Consider the following 18,542-nt stretch of genomic DNA (forward strand, 5'->3'; position numbering starts at 1 on the left):
GCACATCAAGGAGATGTAATGACCAACAGTGATGGTGGTTTTCAGTTCGATTTCCAGAACAATAGCGAACCAATCAAGCCGGTAGTACCGCCGCTCCCCACACAAGCGCAGCAGCCGCTGCAGCCGGCGCAATCGCCCGCTGCAGCCCCTACTGATCTAGGTCAGGAGACCCAGGCGTTCAATCCATTCGCCCCGTCTCAGCCAGCGCCTGCCGCGCCCAGTCAGTTTGCGCAGCCTGCTCAGCCGGCAGCAGCAGCCTATACGCAGCCGACCGCACCTGTAGCTCCAGCAGCTCCTGCGACGCCTGCGGCAACCCAGCCGGTAGCTGCTGCACCTGGCCAGCAGCAGTACGTCTGGGATCAGGCCACGCAAAGCTTCCGCCCGGTTGCTCCCGCTCCAGCTACTCCGGCAGCCCCAGTAGCACCGGCTACGTCTACGGCACCAGCCACACCGGCTACTCCCGCGGCACCGACTCAGGCTATGCCCTATGCACAGCCGCAACAGCAGTCTCCTTACGCGCCTGCAGCTCCGCAGCCAACCTATGCAGGAGCAGCAACGGAGGGTGCCACTCAGGTATTCCAGCCGGCGATCTTCTCTGCTGTCGAGACCCCAGCAGCTGCTTCTCCATTCGGCAATGCACCCCAGACTGAAGCCACTCAGGCGTATTCCGCACTGAATCAGACTCCCGCAACCCCACTATCTGCAGAAGTTCCGGCCGGCAACACCCCGGCCGATGGGGAAGCTACTCAGGTATTCCAGCCGGTCACCAACGCTCCGGTTAAGCTTGCCGGTCTTGAAGAGCCCGCTCAGCCGCTTCCGCCAACCATCTCTCCGCTTGAAGAATTCGCCGATGAAGATGAGTCTGGCGATGGCGACAAGAACGGCCGTCATAACGGTGGCGAAAACAAAAAAGATACACGCAAAATTGCGATTATCGCTGGCGTGGTAGTGCTGGTTATTGCTTTGATTGGCGGCGGCCTGTTCTGGTGGCGTTCTAACAGCAGCAAAGTAAGCCAGGCTGCCGCACTGGTGGAATGCAAGGCTGCAGCAAAGCAATACGATGCCGCCAAGAAGAAGCTCGCCACCGCAGTGTCTAAGGGCCAGACTTCTGTGCAGGTTTCCAAGGGTAAGGTTGCGGACAGCACCACCATTGATACTTTGAATGCGGCTGTGGAAAAGGGCCAGAATCCTGAGGATACTGCCAGCTGTGATTCTTCGCTTTCTGCAGATCAGCTCAAGCAGCAGACTCAGGATATGCAGAAGCAAATCAGCACGGTGACTGATCAAACTGATGCCATCAATAGTGCCATCAAGGCGGTGAACGCTTCGGAGAAAACCGCGGATACCAACTCTAAGAAGTCCAAGCTCAGCTCTGCAGTGTCTCAAGCCCAAAGCACGTTGAATAACTCTGCCGGCAATGTTGCGGACGAAAATACTCGTACCGCCCTGCAGACGGCTATCACTAACGCCAACACCATCGCGAACAGCTCCAACCCGTCTGATGCAGACGTAGATAATGCTATTTCCGCATTGCAGAAGGCTGAATCTGATGTCAATGCTTCTATGCAGGCCAAGCAGAAGGCTGATGCTGATAAGCAGGCACAAGAGGAAGCTCAGCAGAAAGCACAGGAAGAGGCTCAGCAGCAGTTGCAGAATCAGCAGAACAGCAACGGCAGCACTGATAGCGGCACTTCTTCTGGTTCCACTGACACTAATGAGTAATCTTCTTTGATTGCACGAGCCAGAGCTATAGCGCTATAGCAAAGCAGAGGGGCTGATGGAATCGATTTCCATCAGCCCCTCTGCTATACGCGAGTTAATTACATGTGCGACTATCGCTTAGCCATAGCTCGCAAAACTACCTTGCGCAGCTCGGAAGCAACGAACACGATGGCAGCCAATCCGAGGCATTCCACCCAAGCGAGCGGGCTGAGCGGCGTGGTGCCAAACGGGCCATTGAGGAACGGCACGTAAATCACCACGAGCTGCAATGCCACAGACAAGCCGATTGCGCCCCACAGCCACTTGTTGGAGAAGAGGCCTACGAATGCGGACTGCAGGTGAGAGCGGGAAGCCAGTGCGTTGAAGAGCTGCGCGAACACCAGAATGGTGAAGCCCATGGTGCGAGCCTCAGTCATCTGAGCCTCGTGGCCAATCGCTTCCACCGAGCGATCGGTGAACAGACCACCAGCCAAGTGCATATCCATACCAATCAGCGTGACAATGGCCATGATGATGCCGATGTAGATAATGTCGCCCCACATCGAAGCATCAATCACGCGGTCGGTCATCTTGCGAGGCTTGCGACCCATCACATCTTCGGTTTGCGGATCCACGCCCATGGCGAGCGCCGGCGCAGCATCAGTGAGCAGGTTAATCCACAACAGCTGTGTGGCGAGCAGCGGCACCGTAACACCCACGGTTTCCGGCTGACGAATGCCAAGGAAGCCGGCCAGTACCACGCCAAGGAACACGGTGAACACTTCGCCCACATTGGAGCTCAGCAGGTAGCGCAGGAACTTGCGGATGTTATCGAAGATCACGCGACCTTCGCGTACGGCAGCCACAATGGTGGAGAAATTGTCATCCGCCAGAATCATCTTGGCGCTCTGCTTGGTCACTTCAGTACCGGTAATGCCCATGGCCACACCGATATCTGCGGATTTGACTGCCGGAGCATCGTTTACACCGTCGCCGGTCATGGCCACGATGTTGCCTTGGCGCTGCAGGGATTCCACAATCTTGAGCTTGTGCTCGGGAGCCACGCGCGCATAGACGGAAACGTCTGCGGTAGCCTTATCAAACTCGGCTTCGCTCTTCAGCTCGTCAAGTTGGTCACCGGTAAGCGCCTTACCATCCTTGGCGATAATGCCAAGGTCGGAAGCGATACGGGCTGCGGTCAGCGGGTGATCGCCGGTAATCATTACCGTGCGGATGCCGGCACGATGCGCTTCGGCCACGGAATCGCGGACTTCGGTGCGCGGCGGATCGATAATGCCAACCATACCGTTCCAGATCAGGTCGGTTTCGAGCGTTTCCGCCTGGTCAGCGATATCGGCCACCTGGCCGGCCGCATTGACGGCGACGCCAGGCACGTCAGCCAGTGAGCTGGTTTCGAGCGGGCGGCATGCCTCACCGAGCGTGCGGTATGCCTCAGAGGAGAGGCGTTCGACGGTGGACAGGATGGTCTGGCGGTCGCCTTCGGTGAGCTTCCTGACCTGACCGCCCACGCGAATACGGGAGCAGTAGCTCAGCAGCACGTCGGGAGCACCCTTGGCGAATACGGTGAGCTTGCCGGAATCGGTGTCGTCCTTGGCGATGATGGACATGCGCTTGCGCTCGGAGGTAAACGGGATTTCACCAACGCGCGTGTAACGCTGTGCCTTGTGATCGGCCTTGACCTTGCGGGCGGCCACAATCAGGGACACTTCAGTAGGATCGCCAACCGTCTCCCAACGGCCGTTGGCATCTTGGCGCAGTTCACCATCGTTTGCCAGCGTGCCGGCAAGCAAAGTAGCCACAACTTCATCGGCCACGGTTTTGGCCTGTTCGGATTGCGGGTCGATGCCGCCTGTCATCACCATACGGCCTTCAGGCGCGTACCCCGTGCCGGTAATCTGCACTTCGCCGCTAGGCGTGACCACACGTTCCACGGTCATTTCGTTACGGGTCAACGTACCGGTTTTATCCGAGCAAATCACGGATGCGGAGCCGAGCGTTTCCACTGAATGCAGCTTCTTGACGATGGCGTTGTGCGCGGCCATACGCTGCACGCCGAGCGCCAGCACTACGGTCAGAATCGCAGCCAAGCCTTCCGGCACGGCAGCAACAGCCAGGGAAACGGCAAGCAGGAGGGAATCAATCACATCATGAATGTCATTGAAGCCTTCCAGTACAGCGAGCGCCACCAGTACCACTACGGCGATAATGCACACTGCAATACCGAGGATCTTGGAAACGTAGTCCATTTCCTTCTGCAGCGGGGTTTTCTCGTCTTCAGTGGCGGAGAGCATGTCTGCAATCTTGCCGACCTGCGTGTTCATGCCGGTGCCGGTCACAATCGCGCGGCCGGTACCCTGGGTCACCGAAGTACCGTTGAAAATCATATTGGCGCGGTCGCCCAGAGCTTTGGCTTCGGCCAGCGTATCCGGCTTCTTGCCGACCGGCACTGATTCGCCGGTCAGGCTGGCTTCGGCGATGCGCAGGCTGGCTGCATTGACCAAGCGGCCATCGGCGGATACCGAATCACCCTCAGCGAGGACGATAATGTCGCCTGGCACAACGTCCGTGGTATTAATACGCTGAACCTTGCCGTCACGCAGCACTGACGTCTGCGGCGCAGTCATTTGGGCAAGTGCCTCTACTGCCGCCTCGGCTTTGGCTTCCTGCATATAGCCGAGCACAGCGTTAACAATCAGAATCAGGACGATAACCAGAGCATCGAACGGGAGTGCCTCTCCCCCTTCAGCACCCGGTACAGCATTGGCTTTTTCAATAAACCAAGCGATAACCGAGATTACAGTTGCTGCGAGCAGCAAATACACCAGCGGATCTTGGAACTGGGCTAGGAACTTCTTCCACTTCGGCACTGGCGGCGCACTGGCCAGCTCATTCGGACCGAATTTGGCCAGTCGACGCTTGGCTTCTTCATCACTTAAGCCCCGGCTTGGGTCGACGTTCAAGGCTTTGGCCACGTCTTCGGCACTGGTCAAACTGGGGTCGGTATCCCCCAATAACGCCTCTTGGGCGCGGACTTCTTCTGATTCCACCGCTTGATCCTGCACAGATTGCACCGATTGCGCGGTATTCAGCGCGACCTCTTCCGTTGCGGTCGCAGCGTTGGCGGATTGATCATTCTGGCGATCAACCATGATGTTCTCCTTGGTATTGCCGCGGAGTAGTCAGCCCTACCTATCACCACCGGGTTATCTCCCCCAGCTGCCCGTAGAACTGCGCGGTTGTGGGCACCGACGCAACTGCTGCCGATGCATACTTTGCCATTATTGCATAGTGCCGTGGATTGGTCGGCGTACAGCGTAATGCGTTTTGACTAAAACAGGCGGCGCAACCACGTTTCGGCCAGCTCGGGCCAGGATTGCAGGCATTCGACTATGTGCGCATATTTGCCGGCGCCCGCGGTCTCCTCATTGGCGAGGGACAAGCCATGCGTGCCTTCCGGGTACAGATGCGCTTCCACGCTCACGCCCGCCGCGCGGCATGCTTGAATGAGCATCAGCGTATTTTCCACTGGCACAGTGGCGTCGGTCATAGTGTGCCAAACGAACACCGGTGGAGTTTTGGCGTCGATATGGCGCTCAATGGAGAGCTCGTCAAGCAGCTCTGGATTATGAGCTTCCAGGCCAAGCAGGCATTGGAAGCTACCGCGATGGGCGAACTCGCCAGCAGTGATTACCGGGTAGGCAAGCATCAGCGCGTTTGGTCGCACTTCGTCTGGGTTGACGTTATGCGCGCGCATCGTATCGTCGCCAGCACTGGTGGCCAGGTTAGCGGCCAGATGGCCGCCTGCAGAAAAGCCGAGTATGGCAATTGCTTCGGGCTTTACGTGCCATTCGTCGGCATGTGCGCGGATAAGCCGCATCGCCTCGGCAGCTTCCAATAACGCTACCGGGTATCGACTCGGCTTCACCGAGTATCGCAGAATAAACACGTTGAAGCCCTTGGCCAGAAATCGCAGAGCCACTGGTTCGGATTCACGGTCGGACGTCATGGCATACCCGCCGCCGGGCAGAATCAGAATCGAAGTGCGGTGTCGGTCAGAATCCATTTCTGGGCTATTGTCTGGAACATAGCCGATGAATCGGGCCTCGCTGCCGTCGATTCCAGTGATTGCGCGCTCAATGTATTGCATCCGCATCTCCCCGCGAGCGACGGCCTGCATCGGCCTGCGCCCGTCTTGCTTCAGACTTATCTCAGCCTTACATCATAGTGCGCAACGGCATGATGAAGAGGAGAGGAAGGAGACATGCCGGCCTGCCCCATTTGATGCATAACTTAGGAATCGTGAGAATTCAAGCATTTCATAACTTAGGATTCGTGTACATAACGTCATTTTATAACTTAGGAATCGTGATACAATACCATGAAGAGTCCTGAAAATACTGGGAATGCGAGCTCGTCATGTATAAGAGGAAGATATACAACCGTCTACGGCAGTGGAAGTCCGAAAGTAATGGAACTACTGCGCTGATGATCGAGGGAGCCCGCCGCGTCGGCAAAAGCACCATCGCCGAGGAATTCGCGAAAAACGAATACCGTTCATACATCCTTATTGACTGGCAGAAGGCTCCGCAGGCAGTGCGAGACTCGTTCCGCAACAATCTGAATCATTTGGACACACTGTTCATGGACCTTTCCGTCTACTACGGCGTACGTCTGTATGAGCGTGACACCCTCTTTATTTTCGACGAGGTACAACTCTTTCCCTTTGCCCGCAGCGCGGTTAAACAACTCGTTGCGGATGGCCGATATGACTTCATGGAGACCGGCTCCCTAATCTCCATTAAGAAGAACGTCGAAAACATCTTGATTCCTTCCGAGGAAGAATCGGTGAGCATGTTTCCCATGGATTTTGAGGAATTTCTATGGGCCAGAGGAGAAGAATTACTCGCTGATGCGATACGGCAATCTTTCGCAGACAGGCAGGCGATGTCTCCGCTGCTGGACAACAAGGCGGAGCGCCTGTTCCGTGAATACATGCTGGTGGGAGGCATGCCACAGGCCATAGAGCGTTATCTGGAAACATCCGATATGGGCAATGTCGACCGAGTGAAGCGTCAAATCTTACGTCTGTACGCTCAGGACATCGAGAAATACGGCGGCGATTCGAAAGAACGGGTCAAACGTATCTTCGATGAAATCCCGGGGCAGCTTTCCAAGCATGAAAAGAAGTTCACACTGTCGTCTTTAGGCGAAAACGCACGCGAACGTGAATATGGCGACGCTTTCTTCTGGTTAGATGAATCGTTCCTAATCAACCGCTGCATGAACGCCACGGATCCACATGTGGGCCTACGCTTGCATCAAGAGGACTCCACGATGAAATGCTATATGGGAGACACCGGATTGTTGGTAACACAGGTGTTTGCCGACCGCGCATACACGTCGAATGAGCTGTACCGCGATATCCTGTTCGGCAAACTGGAAGTGAACGAAGGCATGCTGGTGGAGAATGCTATTGCACAGCAGTTCCGAGCCTCAGGTCATCGTCTGTTCTTCTATTCCCGATACTCCCGTCAGGCAGAAGATCGCATGGAAATTGATTTTTTGCTTATCGGAGAGTATTCGAACGCCGCCATGAAGGCCAGGGTCTGCCCCGTGGAGGTCAAATCGACAAAGAGATACAAAACCACATCGCTCGATAAGTTCAAGAATAAATTCGACAGCCGGGTTGGCATGCAATACGTGCTGCATCCCAGACCAATGCGCGTTGAAGGAGACCGACTATATCTGCCGTTGTATATGGCGCATTGCCTGTGATGATTCTAGAACGTATCTCAGCAAATGATTCTCAACAAGAAAGGTGAGAGGATTACTGAATCCCAATCGCGCATACAGAGCATCATATCCGCGATATCCCGCCGTTTCAGGCCTGCTTGAATGTGCGGAGAAGTTCGGTTGCCTCACACTGTTCCTGGCGAGAATCATCTACCGTGAGGCATCGCGCAAGCTGGCGGCCATCGCACGATCCCGGGAACCTTTGGTCACGCGCAGGCCAAGAGTTACTGCGATCAGCATCACTGTGCAAGCGATCCACAGCACGCGGCCGCCAAAATCGCTGATAATCCAGCCGCCGATCATTGGCGCCAAAGCAATCGATAGCGACCACAGCACGTTGTACACACCCTGATATGTGCCGCGTGCATCTGCTGGCGCCATCGCGGCAACTGTAGTAGTTGCGATGGGGAAAGTGCCCAGCTCGCCGAGCGTCCACAGAACTACGGCGAGCGCAAAACCAGCCCACGAATCGGCCACAATCTGCACTGCATAGCCCAGCACGGTCACGGCAAGGCCTGCTATCAGCACACGCGAATTGCCCATGCGCGCGAATAATTTCATCGCTGGAATCTGCAATGCGCAGAGCATGAATCCATTGATGGTGAGCAGAATCGAGTAATCACCGAGCCCTAAGCCCAGGTTGGTCATGGCGATGGGCAGGCCGGATGTGCTTTGGAAATACACCAGGAAGTAGCCGAACATCAATACTGAGAATGCGAGGAATGGCATATCAGTGAGCACCCGCCGCCAATTGCTAGCCATAGAGCCGGATTGTGGCGATGCGGAATCGCTTGTGGGAAGCTCACTGCCCGGCGCCGGTACTGCCATTCCCAGATGCTTGACTTCGCGGAAGAAAATCATAAGCAATATTGTGACGCCGATCATCACCGTAGCCTCAACGTAGAACATCAGAGAATACGAAATCTTGACCAGCTGATTCGCCACAATCGGACCGATGGCGTAACCAAAGTTGATGGCCCAGGATTGCAGCACATACGCGCGTTGTTGGCGCTGGATCGGTACCACGTCTGCAATATATGCGGCGATGGCTGGGCTCGGCAGGGATGCGAACGTGCCATATACGAACAGAGCCGCGCCGAGTCCAATCGGATGAGTGAGCACAGACACCACTAATAGAGCTGCTGCTGCACCAATTTCGCCGATGATAATCATCACTTGCCGACCAAAACGGTCCGATAAGGTGCCGCCGAATAGGCAGCCGAGGATGGAACCGAAACCGTACATGGAAACGACTGTGCCTACCACGCCCTCGTTGATATGCAGCGCGGACACCAGGTAAATGGATAGGAATGATGTGACGAAGCGCCCCATCCACAAAATCAGGATTGCCAGCCACAAACCCCAGTACAGCGGGGACAGTCCGAATAATTCGCGTTGCTTCTTCACTAGTAATACTGTACTCGGAGCTCTGAGGCGCTACAGTCCGGGCATTTGGCGCGGGGTGCTGGGACAATGGCACCTATGGCTATCAAAAAGGGACCGACCAAGGGGTCGGGTGGAAAACATCGTAATAAGTTGAAGGGATACGGCCCCACTCCGAAGGCCGAGGACCGCGTGTATCACAAGGCCTACAAGGCCAAGAAGGCAGCGGAGCGCCGACTTCGCTCTGATCCGCGTCTGGCAGCCCGCCGCCGCGTGGACAAGTTCGCATCCGCGGATACGTCCGATCTGGTATTCGGCCGCAATTCCGTGCTGGAAGCACTGCGCGTAGGCGTGCCAAGCTCCACGCTGTATATTCTCTCCCGCATCGAGCACGATGATCGCACGCGCGAAATCGTGAAGATTGCTGGCGCGAACGGCCTGCACATGATGGAAGCCGACCGTCTGGAGATGGATCGTATCGCTCGCTCCGGCAACCATCAGGGCGTGATCTTGAAGGTGGAACCGTACCAGTATTCCTCAGTGCATGAGCTGGTGGAGCGCGCGGAAAAGAAGGCGAAGGCTATGGAGGCCGCGAATTCCGCTGCCGCTCGCATCGCCGCACGTCCGCTGTTCATTGCTTTGGACGGTGTGACGGATCCGCAGAACCTCGGTGCCGTGATTCGTTCGGCTGCTGCATTCGGTGCTAATGGTGTGATTCTGCCGGAGCGTCGCTCTGCCTCGGTGAACGCTGCGGCTTGGAAGGTATCTGCTGGCGCTGCCGCTCATATGCCGGTGGCTCGCGTGGTGAATCTGACCAAGGCTATTGAGGGCTTGAAGGAACGCGGCTATTACGTGGTGGGCCTTGACGGCGGCGGCGATAAGCTCGTCGGCGAAACCGGCTTTGAAACCGATCCGCTGGTTGTGGTGCTCGGTTCCGAAGGTTCCGGTTTGAGCCGACTGGTTCGTGAGGCGTGCGACGCGATTGCCGGTATTCCGATCAGCTCGACCGTGGAATCGCTGAACGCTTCGGTGGCTGCAGGCATCAGCCTGTACGCTGTGGCAAATGCACGTCGTAAGGCTGGCGAAGCCGCGAAGTAAGCGAGTAACTCCCCTCTTCAAAGCGGAACTAGAGTTATTGCAATTGATATGAGTGAAGCCCCTCAGGTGAGGGGCTTCACTCGTGTTACTGCTCAGTGGCTCCACACAGCCGCGTCGGGGTCGTCGTCGGGGTTGTAGCCGTCGTAGTCGCCATAGGTGTATTCGTCATCCACCACACCGGAATCGGCTTCGGCGTTGAGCTCGTCGAGATCCTTCTTATCGAGCTTGTACTTTGGCAGCACATTGTCGATGTAACTGGTCACGGCTTCAGCCATCGGCACATCGTGGCCGGCCTTTTCTGCCAGGAACCAGCGGTGATCGAGCACCTCGTGGAAGAACTGGGCAGGCTCAATCTGCGAGCGATAATCGCGCGGAATCATGCGAACAGTCGGCTCATAGACTTCGCGCATCCAGTCGGTGGCCACAATCTCAAGTTCCTCACCATCGCGCCACGTGGAAGCACGGTAGGCATCGAGATCATTGAGCAGGCGGCGAGCCTGGTTCTCCTGCACATCAAGACCAGTCAAACGCAGCAGCTTGCGGTTTGCATAACCAGCATCAACCACACGCGGACGTACCAGCACACGCTTACCATCCTCGGCAGTCTTCATTTCGAGCTCGTCCACATCAAAGCCCAGCTCATTGAGCTTATTGACGCGCTGCTCAATCTTCCACATTTCATCCGGACCGAACTTATCGGTATCGGTCAGAGCGCTCCACAGCGAATGATAACGGTCAACCAAGCGGTTGCCTACTTCGATTTCGTCCACGTCGCTCGGCAGCAGTCGGCCGGAAGCCAAATCCATCAGTTCGCCAATGATGTTGGTTCGAGCCAAATCGATATCGTATTCGCGCTGACCATCGGTCAGCTGCACCTGCAAATCGCCGGTTTCGGCGTCCACCAAGAAGGCGGAGAAAGCATCAGCATCACGCAGGAACAGAACGTTCGACAGAGATACATCGCCCCAGTAGAAGCCAGCCAAGTGCAGACGAACCATGAGCACGGCAAGCGCGTCAATCAGTCGTTCGGCAGTATCATGCTGCAGATTGCGGGCGAACAGTGCACGGTACGGCAGCGAGAACTTGAGATGACGCGTTACCAAAATAGCTTCAAGCGGCTCACCATTCTTATCATGACGACCGGTGACCACGGCAATCGGGGTAACCGTAGGCAGCTCGAGCTTCTGCAGACGGCGCAGAATCTCATATTCTCGTTCAGCCACCTGACGGGTGATTTCCTTCATGGCGTAGACTTCATCGCCCACGTGCACGAAACGCACCACGTGGCGGGAAATGCCTCGCGGCAGGTTGGCAAGCAAATCTTCCGGCCATGTAGCCAATGGCTTGTGCCACGGCAGTGTGAACATCTTCGGGTTCGAGCTTGCGGCAGTAATCTTCAGTGCCTGCGGCTCGGCAGAATTGGCGTGCTCGTCTTCAGCCTTAACAGAAGTGGCTTTCAACGCACGCGGATCCATCTGGGGCAGATTGTTTACTTCCATAGCACTCCATCGTACTGAGTTAGAGGGAATAACTGGTTGCCATTATAGGTGTGGCGAGGCACAGAAAAAGAAAAGCCCCGCAGCTGTGCAGGGCTTTTCCAACGAGGTCATAAGAGAGGAAGAGAATAACCTCGTTTAATGGTTGACGAAGCGGTTAGACCTCGCCAAGTATCTACTAGTTCAGACGCAGCTCGGTCGACGGAGCGAACAGGTGCATCTTGGCCGGATCAATCTTGATCTTGACGGTTGCACCGACCTTCGGCAGCGCACGCGGGTTCACACGAATCGTGGTGAGCTTGTTCTGGTCGGACATAACCTGGGAAGCCTCAGCTGCGGAGCCATCGGTGATGATGTTGCCGTAGATGTAGCCGTCGGAGCCCAGATCCTCGACGTTCACAACCTTCAGGGAGAAGGCGTTCGGGTCGTCGGAAGCAGCCAGGCTTGCGTCCTCAGGACGGAAGCCGACCACAATCTGGCCGTTGTCTTCAGCAGTGAGCTTGTTGACAGCCTCAGCCGGCAGATCCACGGTGTCCTCACCGATCTTTGCCTTGCCGTTGACCACCGGGTGGGTGTTCAGGTTCATCGACGGGGAGCCGATGAAGCCAGCGACGAAGACGTTGGCCGGACGATCGTACAGCTCGGTCGGAGCGCCGACCTGCTGCAGAATGCCGAGCTTGATGACGGCAATGCGATCGCCCATGGTCAGAGCCTCAGTCTGATCGTGGGTCACGTACAGGGTGGTGACACCCAGCTGACGCTGCAGAGCAGCGATCTGGGTACGGGTCTGGACACGAAGCTTTGCATCGAGGTTGGAGAGCGGCTCATCCATGAGGAAGACCTTCGGCTCACGAACGATTGCACGGCCCATAGCAACACGCTGACGCTGACCACCGGACAGAGCCTTCGGCTTGCGGTCGAGGTACTCGGTCAGGTCGAGGATCTCAGCGGCCTTCTCAACGCGCTTGCGAATCTCTTCCTTCGGGGTGCCGGCGATCTTCAGAGCGAAGCCCATGTTGTCGGCGACGGTCATGTGCGGGTACAGAGCGTAGTTCTGGAACACCATTGCGATGTCGCGGTCCTTCGGCTGCATCGTGGTGACGTCCTTGCCACCGATGAGGATGCGGCCCTTGTTGACCTCTTCCAGGCCGGCGAGCATACGAAGGGTCGTAGACTTACCGCAGCCAGAAGGACCAACGAGGACGAGGAACTCGCCATCCTTGATATCAAGATTCAAATCATCCACAGAGGGCTTATCGTTGCCCGGGTAGATACGAGTGACGTGGTCGAATACGACTTCTGCCATAATTTCAATCCTTTCAGAGGCAGGTACGTGCCTCACGATCCGTTGTAAAGGGATTTGTTTCCTTTTGCTTCTACCCACAACACCGACATACAACGTCGCTTCTCGGAACTGCAAGCTTCAGCGTTTACTTTTTCCGGTTCAGTGAAGGTTCTCTTCGTTGAGCCACCATTCACTATACACGCGCCAGGTACAAAAACAAGGCCGGAAACGCGAAATATTTCGCGAAGCGTGTCGCAAAGGACTCCCTCCCCGCGGCGCATTCCCGGGAATGCAGTGCACGCCCTCCCCATAGCGACGCATTCCCCGAAATGCGACGCACAACCGCCCCACCAGCGACGCAATTACCGGAAAGTAGCGCAAAACGCATGTTTCACGGTACGTTTCACGACGCAATTCCGGGAATGCGGCGAAAAATCTCACCACGAGCGGCGCAATCCCCGGAATGCGGCGAGGGCCGGCGCTACCCTTAAACCATGGAACAGGAGCCACTGGTTAGCATTATCATTCCGGTTTACAAGGTCGAGCAGTTTCTCGACGATTGCGTGGCCAGCGTAACCGCGCAAACATACCGGAATCTCGAAATCCTGCTCGTCGATGATGGCTCTCCTGATTCTTGCCCCGCGATGTGTGATGCTTGGGCACGCAAAGATTCTCGCGTACGCGTGATTCATAAAGCCAACGGCGGTCTTTCCGATGCGCGCAACGCAGGCATCGCGCAGGCAACCGGCTCCTATATTTATTTCGCGGATTCCGACGACACCGTGGCCCCCACGTTGGTCGAAGACTGCCTTGCCGACATGCGCAACTACGATGCCGATCTCGTGATGTTCCAGTTCGACACTATTTCCGAAAATGGCAAGCCGCTGCTCTCCAACTACCGTCATAACGACTTTGACGAGGTCCAAATTCTCACCCCAGTCGAGGCAATTAAAAAACAAGTCAAAGCAGAAATCGACGGATATTTCTGGGCTTTCCTTGCCCCCGCATCCACATACCAAAACACAAGTTTTGCATTCCCAGTCGGCCGCAAAATCGAAGATCTTTCCCGCATTTGCAATGTAATCGGCGAAGCGACGCGCGTAGTGCGCATTCCAAAAGTGCTGTACCACTACCGCATGCGCGAAGGTTCCATCACCGCCAGCTGGGATCCGAAACTCACGCGCGATTGGACTCGCGCTGCCGACGATCGCGAAGAATATATTGTGTCGCATTTCCCTGAACTCAAGGGCTTTATGACACTGCAGCAGCTCAACTTCTTCGCCAATCTCGATTATGAAACCATCCGCCAGTCGCTGATTGCCGGATTGAAAATCGATCCCGAAGACGCCGACGCCATCCGGCGCCGTATCGATCGACTGTCCAAAACCGCTAACGAAAGCGACGAGCCAATTCCAGATACGCTGCGCGAGCTGCTTGGTCTGCTCAAGCTCGGCGTGACGAAGTTCGCCGATAATGCCGTGGATGCACTGGCGCCTTCCTCGCCGGAGGAAGGCGAAGAAGAGCCCGAACCAACGTTGTCCGAACGCTTCCGCGATATGCGCGATGATTGGCGTCAACTGCGCATTCAACACATCGAAGCCGTAGAAGAGCGCAAGGATGAGCGTAAAGCCGAACGCCTCGCCGCCCGCAATGGCGTCACCTTTGAACAGGAATAGGACCCGCCCCGTAAGCTATACAACCTCAAAAACCTTGATTTTCCAAGGATTGTTAAAGGGCTATCAATAATCCATATACGAGATAACGAGCATTTTGCCGCTTTGCCCGGCATGAGGCTTCTAGAATCAACACCGTTATTCGGGAAGAAGATTCAGAAATCTCAATCCTCTGTACGCTGAGGGTGTCTTTTGCGGCTCTTCTTTCGTATTGCTTCGAATATCAAAACCATGTGGAGTGATGACAAGAGAGAGGAATGACTCCAAATGCGCAATATCAAGAAGACAGTTGTCAGAGCAATTGCCGCAGTTTCGGCCTTGGGCACTTTGATGGGATTGGCCGCATGCGGCACCGCCAACGCTAGCGACAGCGGCGAAAAGACGCTGAAGGTTGCACTCGTTGTGCCGAACAAGCCGTACGCCTATGCAGAAAAGGACGGCAGCCCGGCAGGCTTCGAATACGAGGCACTGAAGGAAATCGACGCTCAGAACAAGAACCTCAAGTTCGAATACACCACTCAGGAGTATCAGAACGCTCTTATCGGCCTGAAGGAAGGCAAGTACGATCTGGTTAGCGGCACGTTCTTCCGCACTCCGGCCCGCGAGAAGGACTACCTGGTCACCAAGCCGTACAACTACTACTTCCTGAACCTCATCGTCAACCCGAACAGCACCATCAAGACCATGTATGACTTGAACGGCAAGTCCGTTGTACCGATCGAATCCACCGACGGCCGTTACGTGGCCTTCCGCGATTGGCAGAAGAAGCACCCGGATGTGAAGATCACCATGGAGGCCTCCTCCACCCAGCCGACCTTCACTGACATGATTCAGCAGGTGCATGACGGCACGTATGACGCCGTGTACCTCTCCAAGGACCAGTTCGACGGTGTCAAGGACAGCCTCGGCTACCAGATGAAGGTCACCGACCCGGTCGACGGCCGCGACACCGTGTTCCTGCTCAACAAGAAGAACACGGCCGCCCAGGCGGAAGTCAACAAGTCCATCGAGGCACTCACCAAGGATGGCAGCCTGGCCAAGCTCACCAAGAAGTGGTTCAAGCAGGATAACTTCGCCCTGGCTGAGAAGCTCGGCATTGCCGACAACGGCTGATCTGCTGAGACCTCACGCATACCACGCATATAACGCATACACCGCATCAGGTTCCGAACGAAGGTCCATATGAATTCCGGTCTGCAAATCATTGGGAATGTGCTGCCGGGTATGATCCAATACATCCCGATGACGCTTGTGTACACAATTGTGCCAAGCGTCATCGCGGCATTGTTGGCCATAGCCATCTGCAAAGCACGATTGAGGGAACGAGGGGTTATCTATTGGCTGGTCTCCCTGTTCGTGTCATTTTTCCGTGGAACACCACAACTGGTACAGCTGTTCCTCATTCTGTACGGCCTGCCAAGGTTGTTCCTGCTTATCGGCATTGATATCAGCGACCTGTCTGCGGGAACCTTTTACATCATCGCCACGGCACTGAATCTGTCGTGCTTTGTGGCTGAAGCATATCGTGGCGGCTATCTTGCCATGGATTATCGCCAAATCGAAGCCGGCTACAGCATTGGTTACAGCCGCTGGCAATGCTTCCTGCATGTGATTGTTCCTGGAACTCTGCAGAACGCCGTACTGAACCTGAAAAATCTTTCCATTGATGTACTCAAGGGCGCTTCGCTCGCGTACACCATCGGTGCCATTGAAGTCATGGGATATGCCGATCGCATGATTGGTTTGAATTCGGGCGTCGGCCGCCTGTGGGTGCTTGGCACGGCAGCAGTGATCTATTTCGCTCTGTGCGCGATTCTCGAAACGCTGTTCAACTTGGCTGCCAAGCATTACGAACGTTATGGAAAGGCGGTATGAGTCATGACGCTCGATTATGAGTTCATGGGGCAGGATATTCCCGTCCTGTTGCGCGCACTGCCTGCCACGCTCAACCTCACTTTGTGGTCGATGATTGTGGCCCTTGCCTTCGCTATTCTGTGCGGAGCCTTTATTCTCATTCGCATACCGGTGCTGTGGCAGCTGGTTATTGCAATCAATACCTTTATCAAAGGTGTTCCGCTGGTCATCCAGCTGCTGTTCTGCTATTACGCGGTTCCTATTGTGGCTAAGGGACTTGATGGCTTCCTGGGATATCATTTCGATCCTCGTAACCCTCCATACTTCCCTGCTGCGGTTCTGGCTCTCGGCTTGAACTTCGGCGCATACATCACTGATGTTGTGGTTTCTTCCGTACGAGCAATCGATCACGGACAGATTGAAGCAGGCAAAGCTTGCGGCATGCGCCGCCGAGAGATCATCTGGCATATTCTGCTGCCCCAAGTGGTTGTGGTATCCATTCCGGATATGGGCAACTATTTCATTTGGCTGCTCAAGGGCACGAGCGTCGCGTCACTGGTTGGCGTGGCTGAGCTGCTCGGCACTGCGAAAATCAGCGCAAGCCAAAACTACGACTTCTTGGAAGCCTATTTGGTAGCTGCGCTGCTGTATTGGGTAGTCTGTGTGATTGCTGAGCGTCTGCTGCAACTGCTGTACAGCAAGCTTGGTCGATTCAATTTCAAGGATGGCGCTCCTGGCGAACGTTCTTCGAGCAAGAAGAACCAGTCTCGTCTACGCAACGTCGCATCGGTTATCGCCTAATCCTAGGCGTAAGGTCAGCATCGAATACCACTGAAGGAGCATCATTATGGCTTTTGAAAACAACACACCACATATCGTCAACCCCGTTGTGGATGGCCTGCGCGATATTTCCGCTAGGCGTGCAGCCACTATCAGCAACATGATCGACGAAGCTGCAAAGCGCGGCTTGGACGACCAGTTCGCTTATGACGCTGTATGGACGTATGGCGCGGATAACGGCAAGGAATACGCACAGTCTTTGGGCAAGAATCCGACGTTCCGCCAGTTCGCTGACGGCTTCGGCGTTGACCACAACAAGGACATCTACGAAATGGAGCGCGTGGTCGATAACGACGACGAACTGGAAATCCACTTCCACTACTGCCCGTACGTCACCGAATGGGTGAAGCAGGGCAAGACTCCGGATCAAATCTCGCGACTGTGCGAAATCGCCATGGCTGGTGACCATGCTTTCGCCAAGGAATTCCCCTGCCTCGACTTTGCTTTGGAAGGCACTATCGCTGATGGCAAGGACGTGTGCACGCTGCGCTTCACCCGCCGCAAGGAAGCCGATGGCTTCATTAAAACCGACAACAACTGATCGCAATTGTTTTACCCACTTCTTACCCACTTCGGTGACTGATTTAGGGATGAGCTGAAGGACTATCCCCCAGAAAGGTCGTTTCATGGAATACGCACTCAACGTCGAAAACCTGCATAAATCATTCGGCGACCGGGAAATCCTTAAAGGCATTTCTCTGCATTCCACTAAAGGCGAAGTAACGGCGATTATCGGCCCTAGTGGTTCCGGTAAAACAACGCTGTTGCGCAGCATGAATCTGTTGGAGACGCCTGATTCCGGTGTGATTACCATCGGCGGAGTTAGCGTGGACTGCGGGAAGAAAATCAAGCATGCTGACGCACTGGCGCTGCGCCGCCAAACCGCCATGGTGTTCCAGGATTACAACCTGTTCAAGAACAAGACAGCCCTGCAGAACATCACCCAAGGTCTTATCACCGTTAAGAAGAAGTCAAAGGCTGAAGCTGAGGCCATTGCACGCAAGCAACTGGAACTGGTTGGCTTGTCGGACTTTGCCGACTACTATCCGATTCAGTTGTCCGGCGGCCAGCAGCAGCGCGTATCCATTGCCCGCGCTTTGGCGCTGAACCCAACTGTCATCCTGTTCGATGAGCCAACCTCAGCTTTGGATCCTGAACTTGTTAGCGATGTACTCGACGTGATGACGAAAGTGGCTCAGCTGGGCATCACCATGGTGGTTGTCACGCACGAAATTCGATTCGCGCGCAAAGTCGCAGACAAAGTCATTTTTGTCAACGAGGGCGTCATTGTGGAAGAAGGTACTGCTGAAGAGGTTATCGACCATCCGAAGCATGAACGCACTAAAGCCTTCCTGAGTCGCATCAACGACAAGTAATCTGCCTTATTCAAGCCCGGCC

Annotated in this window: 14 protein-coding genes; 9 read left to right on the forward strand and 5 right to left on the reverse strand. The window is 55.5% G+C overall.

The genetic code is table 11. The features are described from left to right. Positions 1–18 precede the first annotated feature (18 nt). On the forward strand, positions 19–1,722 hold the full coding sequence (locus tag AC1AY0_RS11535) for an FIVAR domain-containing protein (protein ID WP_476524973.1): 1,704 nt from the start codon (positions 19–21) through the stop codon (positions 1,720–1,722). A gap of 110 nt (positions 1,723–1,832) precedes the next feature. On the opposite strand, the gene AC1AY0_RS11540 is transcribed toward AC1AY0_RS11535, so the two are convergent. Continuing rightward, the gene (locus tag AC1AY0_RS11540; RefSeq protein WP_476503845.1) at positions 1,833–4,871 is read right to left on the reverse strand and encodes a cation-translocating P-type ATPase; all 3,039 of its coding nucleotides are present in this window, start codon (positions 4,869–4,871) and stop codon (positions 1,833–1,835) included. Between the two features lie 179 nt (positions 4,872–5,050). Further along, positions 5,051–5,869 carry an alpha/beta hydrolase gene (locus AC1AY0_RS11545; RefSeq protein WP_101626594.1) on the reverse strand — a complete coding sequence of 273 codons (819 nt, stop codon included), beginning with the start codon at positions 5,867–5,869 and terminating at the stop codon, positions 5,051–5,053. Positions 5,870–6,138: 269 nt separating this feature from the next. Here AC1AY0_RS11545 and AC1AY0_RS11550 point away from each other — a divergent pair, with 269 nt between their 5' ends. Continuing rightward, positions 6,139–7,497: an ATP-binding protein gene (locus AC1AY0_RS11550; RefSeq protein ID WP_207553090.1), complete on the forward strand. Its 1,359-nt coding sequence runs from the start codon at positions 6,139–6,141 to the stop codon at positions 7,495–7,497. 168 nt (positions 7,498–7,665) lie between these two features. On the opposite strand, the gene AC1AY0_RS11555 is transcribed toward AC1AY0_RS11550, so the two are convergent. Next, a complete protein-coding gene (locus AC1AY0_RS11555) occupies positions 7,666–8,922 on the reverse strand; it encodes an MDR family MFS transporter (RefSeq protein ID WP_101626504.1) in 1,257 nt (418 codons plus the stop codon). 75 nt (positions 8,923–8,997) lie between these two features. Here AC1AY0_RS11555 and rlmB point away from each other — a divergent pair, with 75 nt between their 5' ends. Then, entirely contained in the window at positions 8,998–9,996 is a 999-nt protein-coding gene (gene rlmB, locus AC1AY0_RS11560; protein WP_101626505.1) for a 23S rRNA (guanosine(2251)-2'-O)-methyltransferase RlmB, read from the forward strand. Positions 9,997–10,088: 92 nt separating this feature from the next. Here rlmB and AC1AY0_RS11565 read toward each other — a convergent pair whose 3' ends face one another. Then, positions 10,089–11,495 carry a DUF4032 domain-containing protein gene (locus tag AC1AY0_RS11565; protein ID WP_101626506.1) on the reverse strand — a complete coding sequence of 469 codons (1,407 nt, stop codon included), beginning with the start codon at positions 11,493–11,495 and terminating at the stop codon, positions 10,089–10,091. Between the two features lie 175 nt (positions 11,496–11,670). Continuing rightward, positions 11,671–12,798 (reverse strand): ABC transporter ATP-binding protein, encoded by a 1,128-nt coding sequence (locus tag AC1AY0_RS11570; protein ID WP_034535199.1) that lies wholly within the window; start codon positions 12,796–12,798, stop codon positions 11,671–11,673. Between the two features lie 473 nt (positions 12,799–13,271). Here AC1AY0_RS11570 and AC1AY0_RS11575 point away from each other — a divergent pair, with 473 nt between their 5' ends. The 6 genes from AC1AY0_RS11575 (at position 13,272) to AC1AY0_RS11600 (ending at position 18,520) form a co-directional block, all read left to right on the forward strand. Beyond that, the gene (locus tag AC1AY0_RS11575) at positions 13,272–14,453 is read left to right on the forward strand and encodes a glycosyltransferase family 2 protein (protein WP_476524972.1); all 1,182 of its coding nucleotides are present in this window, start codon (positions 13,272–13,274) and stop codon (positions 14,451–14,453) included. Positions 14,454–14,717: 264 nt separating this feature from the next. Next, positions 14,718–15,563, forward strand: a complete 846-nt coding sequence (locus AC1AY0_RS11580) for a transporter substrate-binding domain-containing protein (RefSeq protein ID WP_476524971.1) — start codon at positions 14,718–14,720, stop codon at positions 15,561–15,563. Positions 15,564–15,674: 111 nt separating this feature from the next. Beyond that, positions 15,675–16,325 (forward strand): amino acid ABC transporter permease, encoded by a 651-nt coding sequence (locus AC1AY0_RS11585; protein WP_476526482.1) that lies wholly within the window; start codon positions 15,675–15,677, stop codon positions 16,323–16,325. Between the two features lie 3 nt (positions 16,326–16,328). Beyond that, positions 16,329–17,105 carry an amino acid ABC transporter permease gene (locus AC1AY0_RS11590; protein WP_476524969.1) on the forward strand — a complete coding sequence of 259 codons (777 nt, stop codon included), beginning with the start codon at positions 16,329–16,331 and terminating at the stop codon, positions 17,103–17,105. 46 nt (positions 17,106–17,151) lie between these two features. Next, positions 17,152–17,685 (forward strand): L-2-amino-thiazoline-4-carboxylic acid hydrolase, encoded by a 534-nt coding sequence (locus AC1AY0_RS11595; protein ID WP_476524968.1) that lies wholly within the window; start codon positions 17,152–17,154, stop codon positions 17,683–17,685. A gap of 85 nt (positions 17,686–17,770) precedes the next feature. Continuing rightward, a complete protein-coding gene (locus AC1AY0_RS11600; protein WP_476524967.1) occupies positions 17,771–18,520 on the forward strand; it encodes an amino acid ABC transporter ATP-binding protein in 750 nt (249 codons plus the stop codon). Positions 18,521–18,542: the final 22 nt, after the last annotated feature.

Source organism: Bifidobacterium sp. LH_416, from assembly GCF_056357055.1.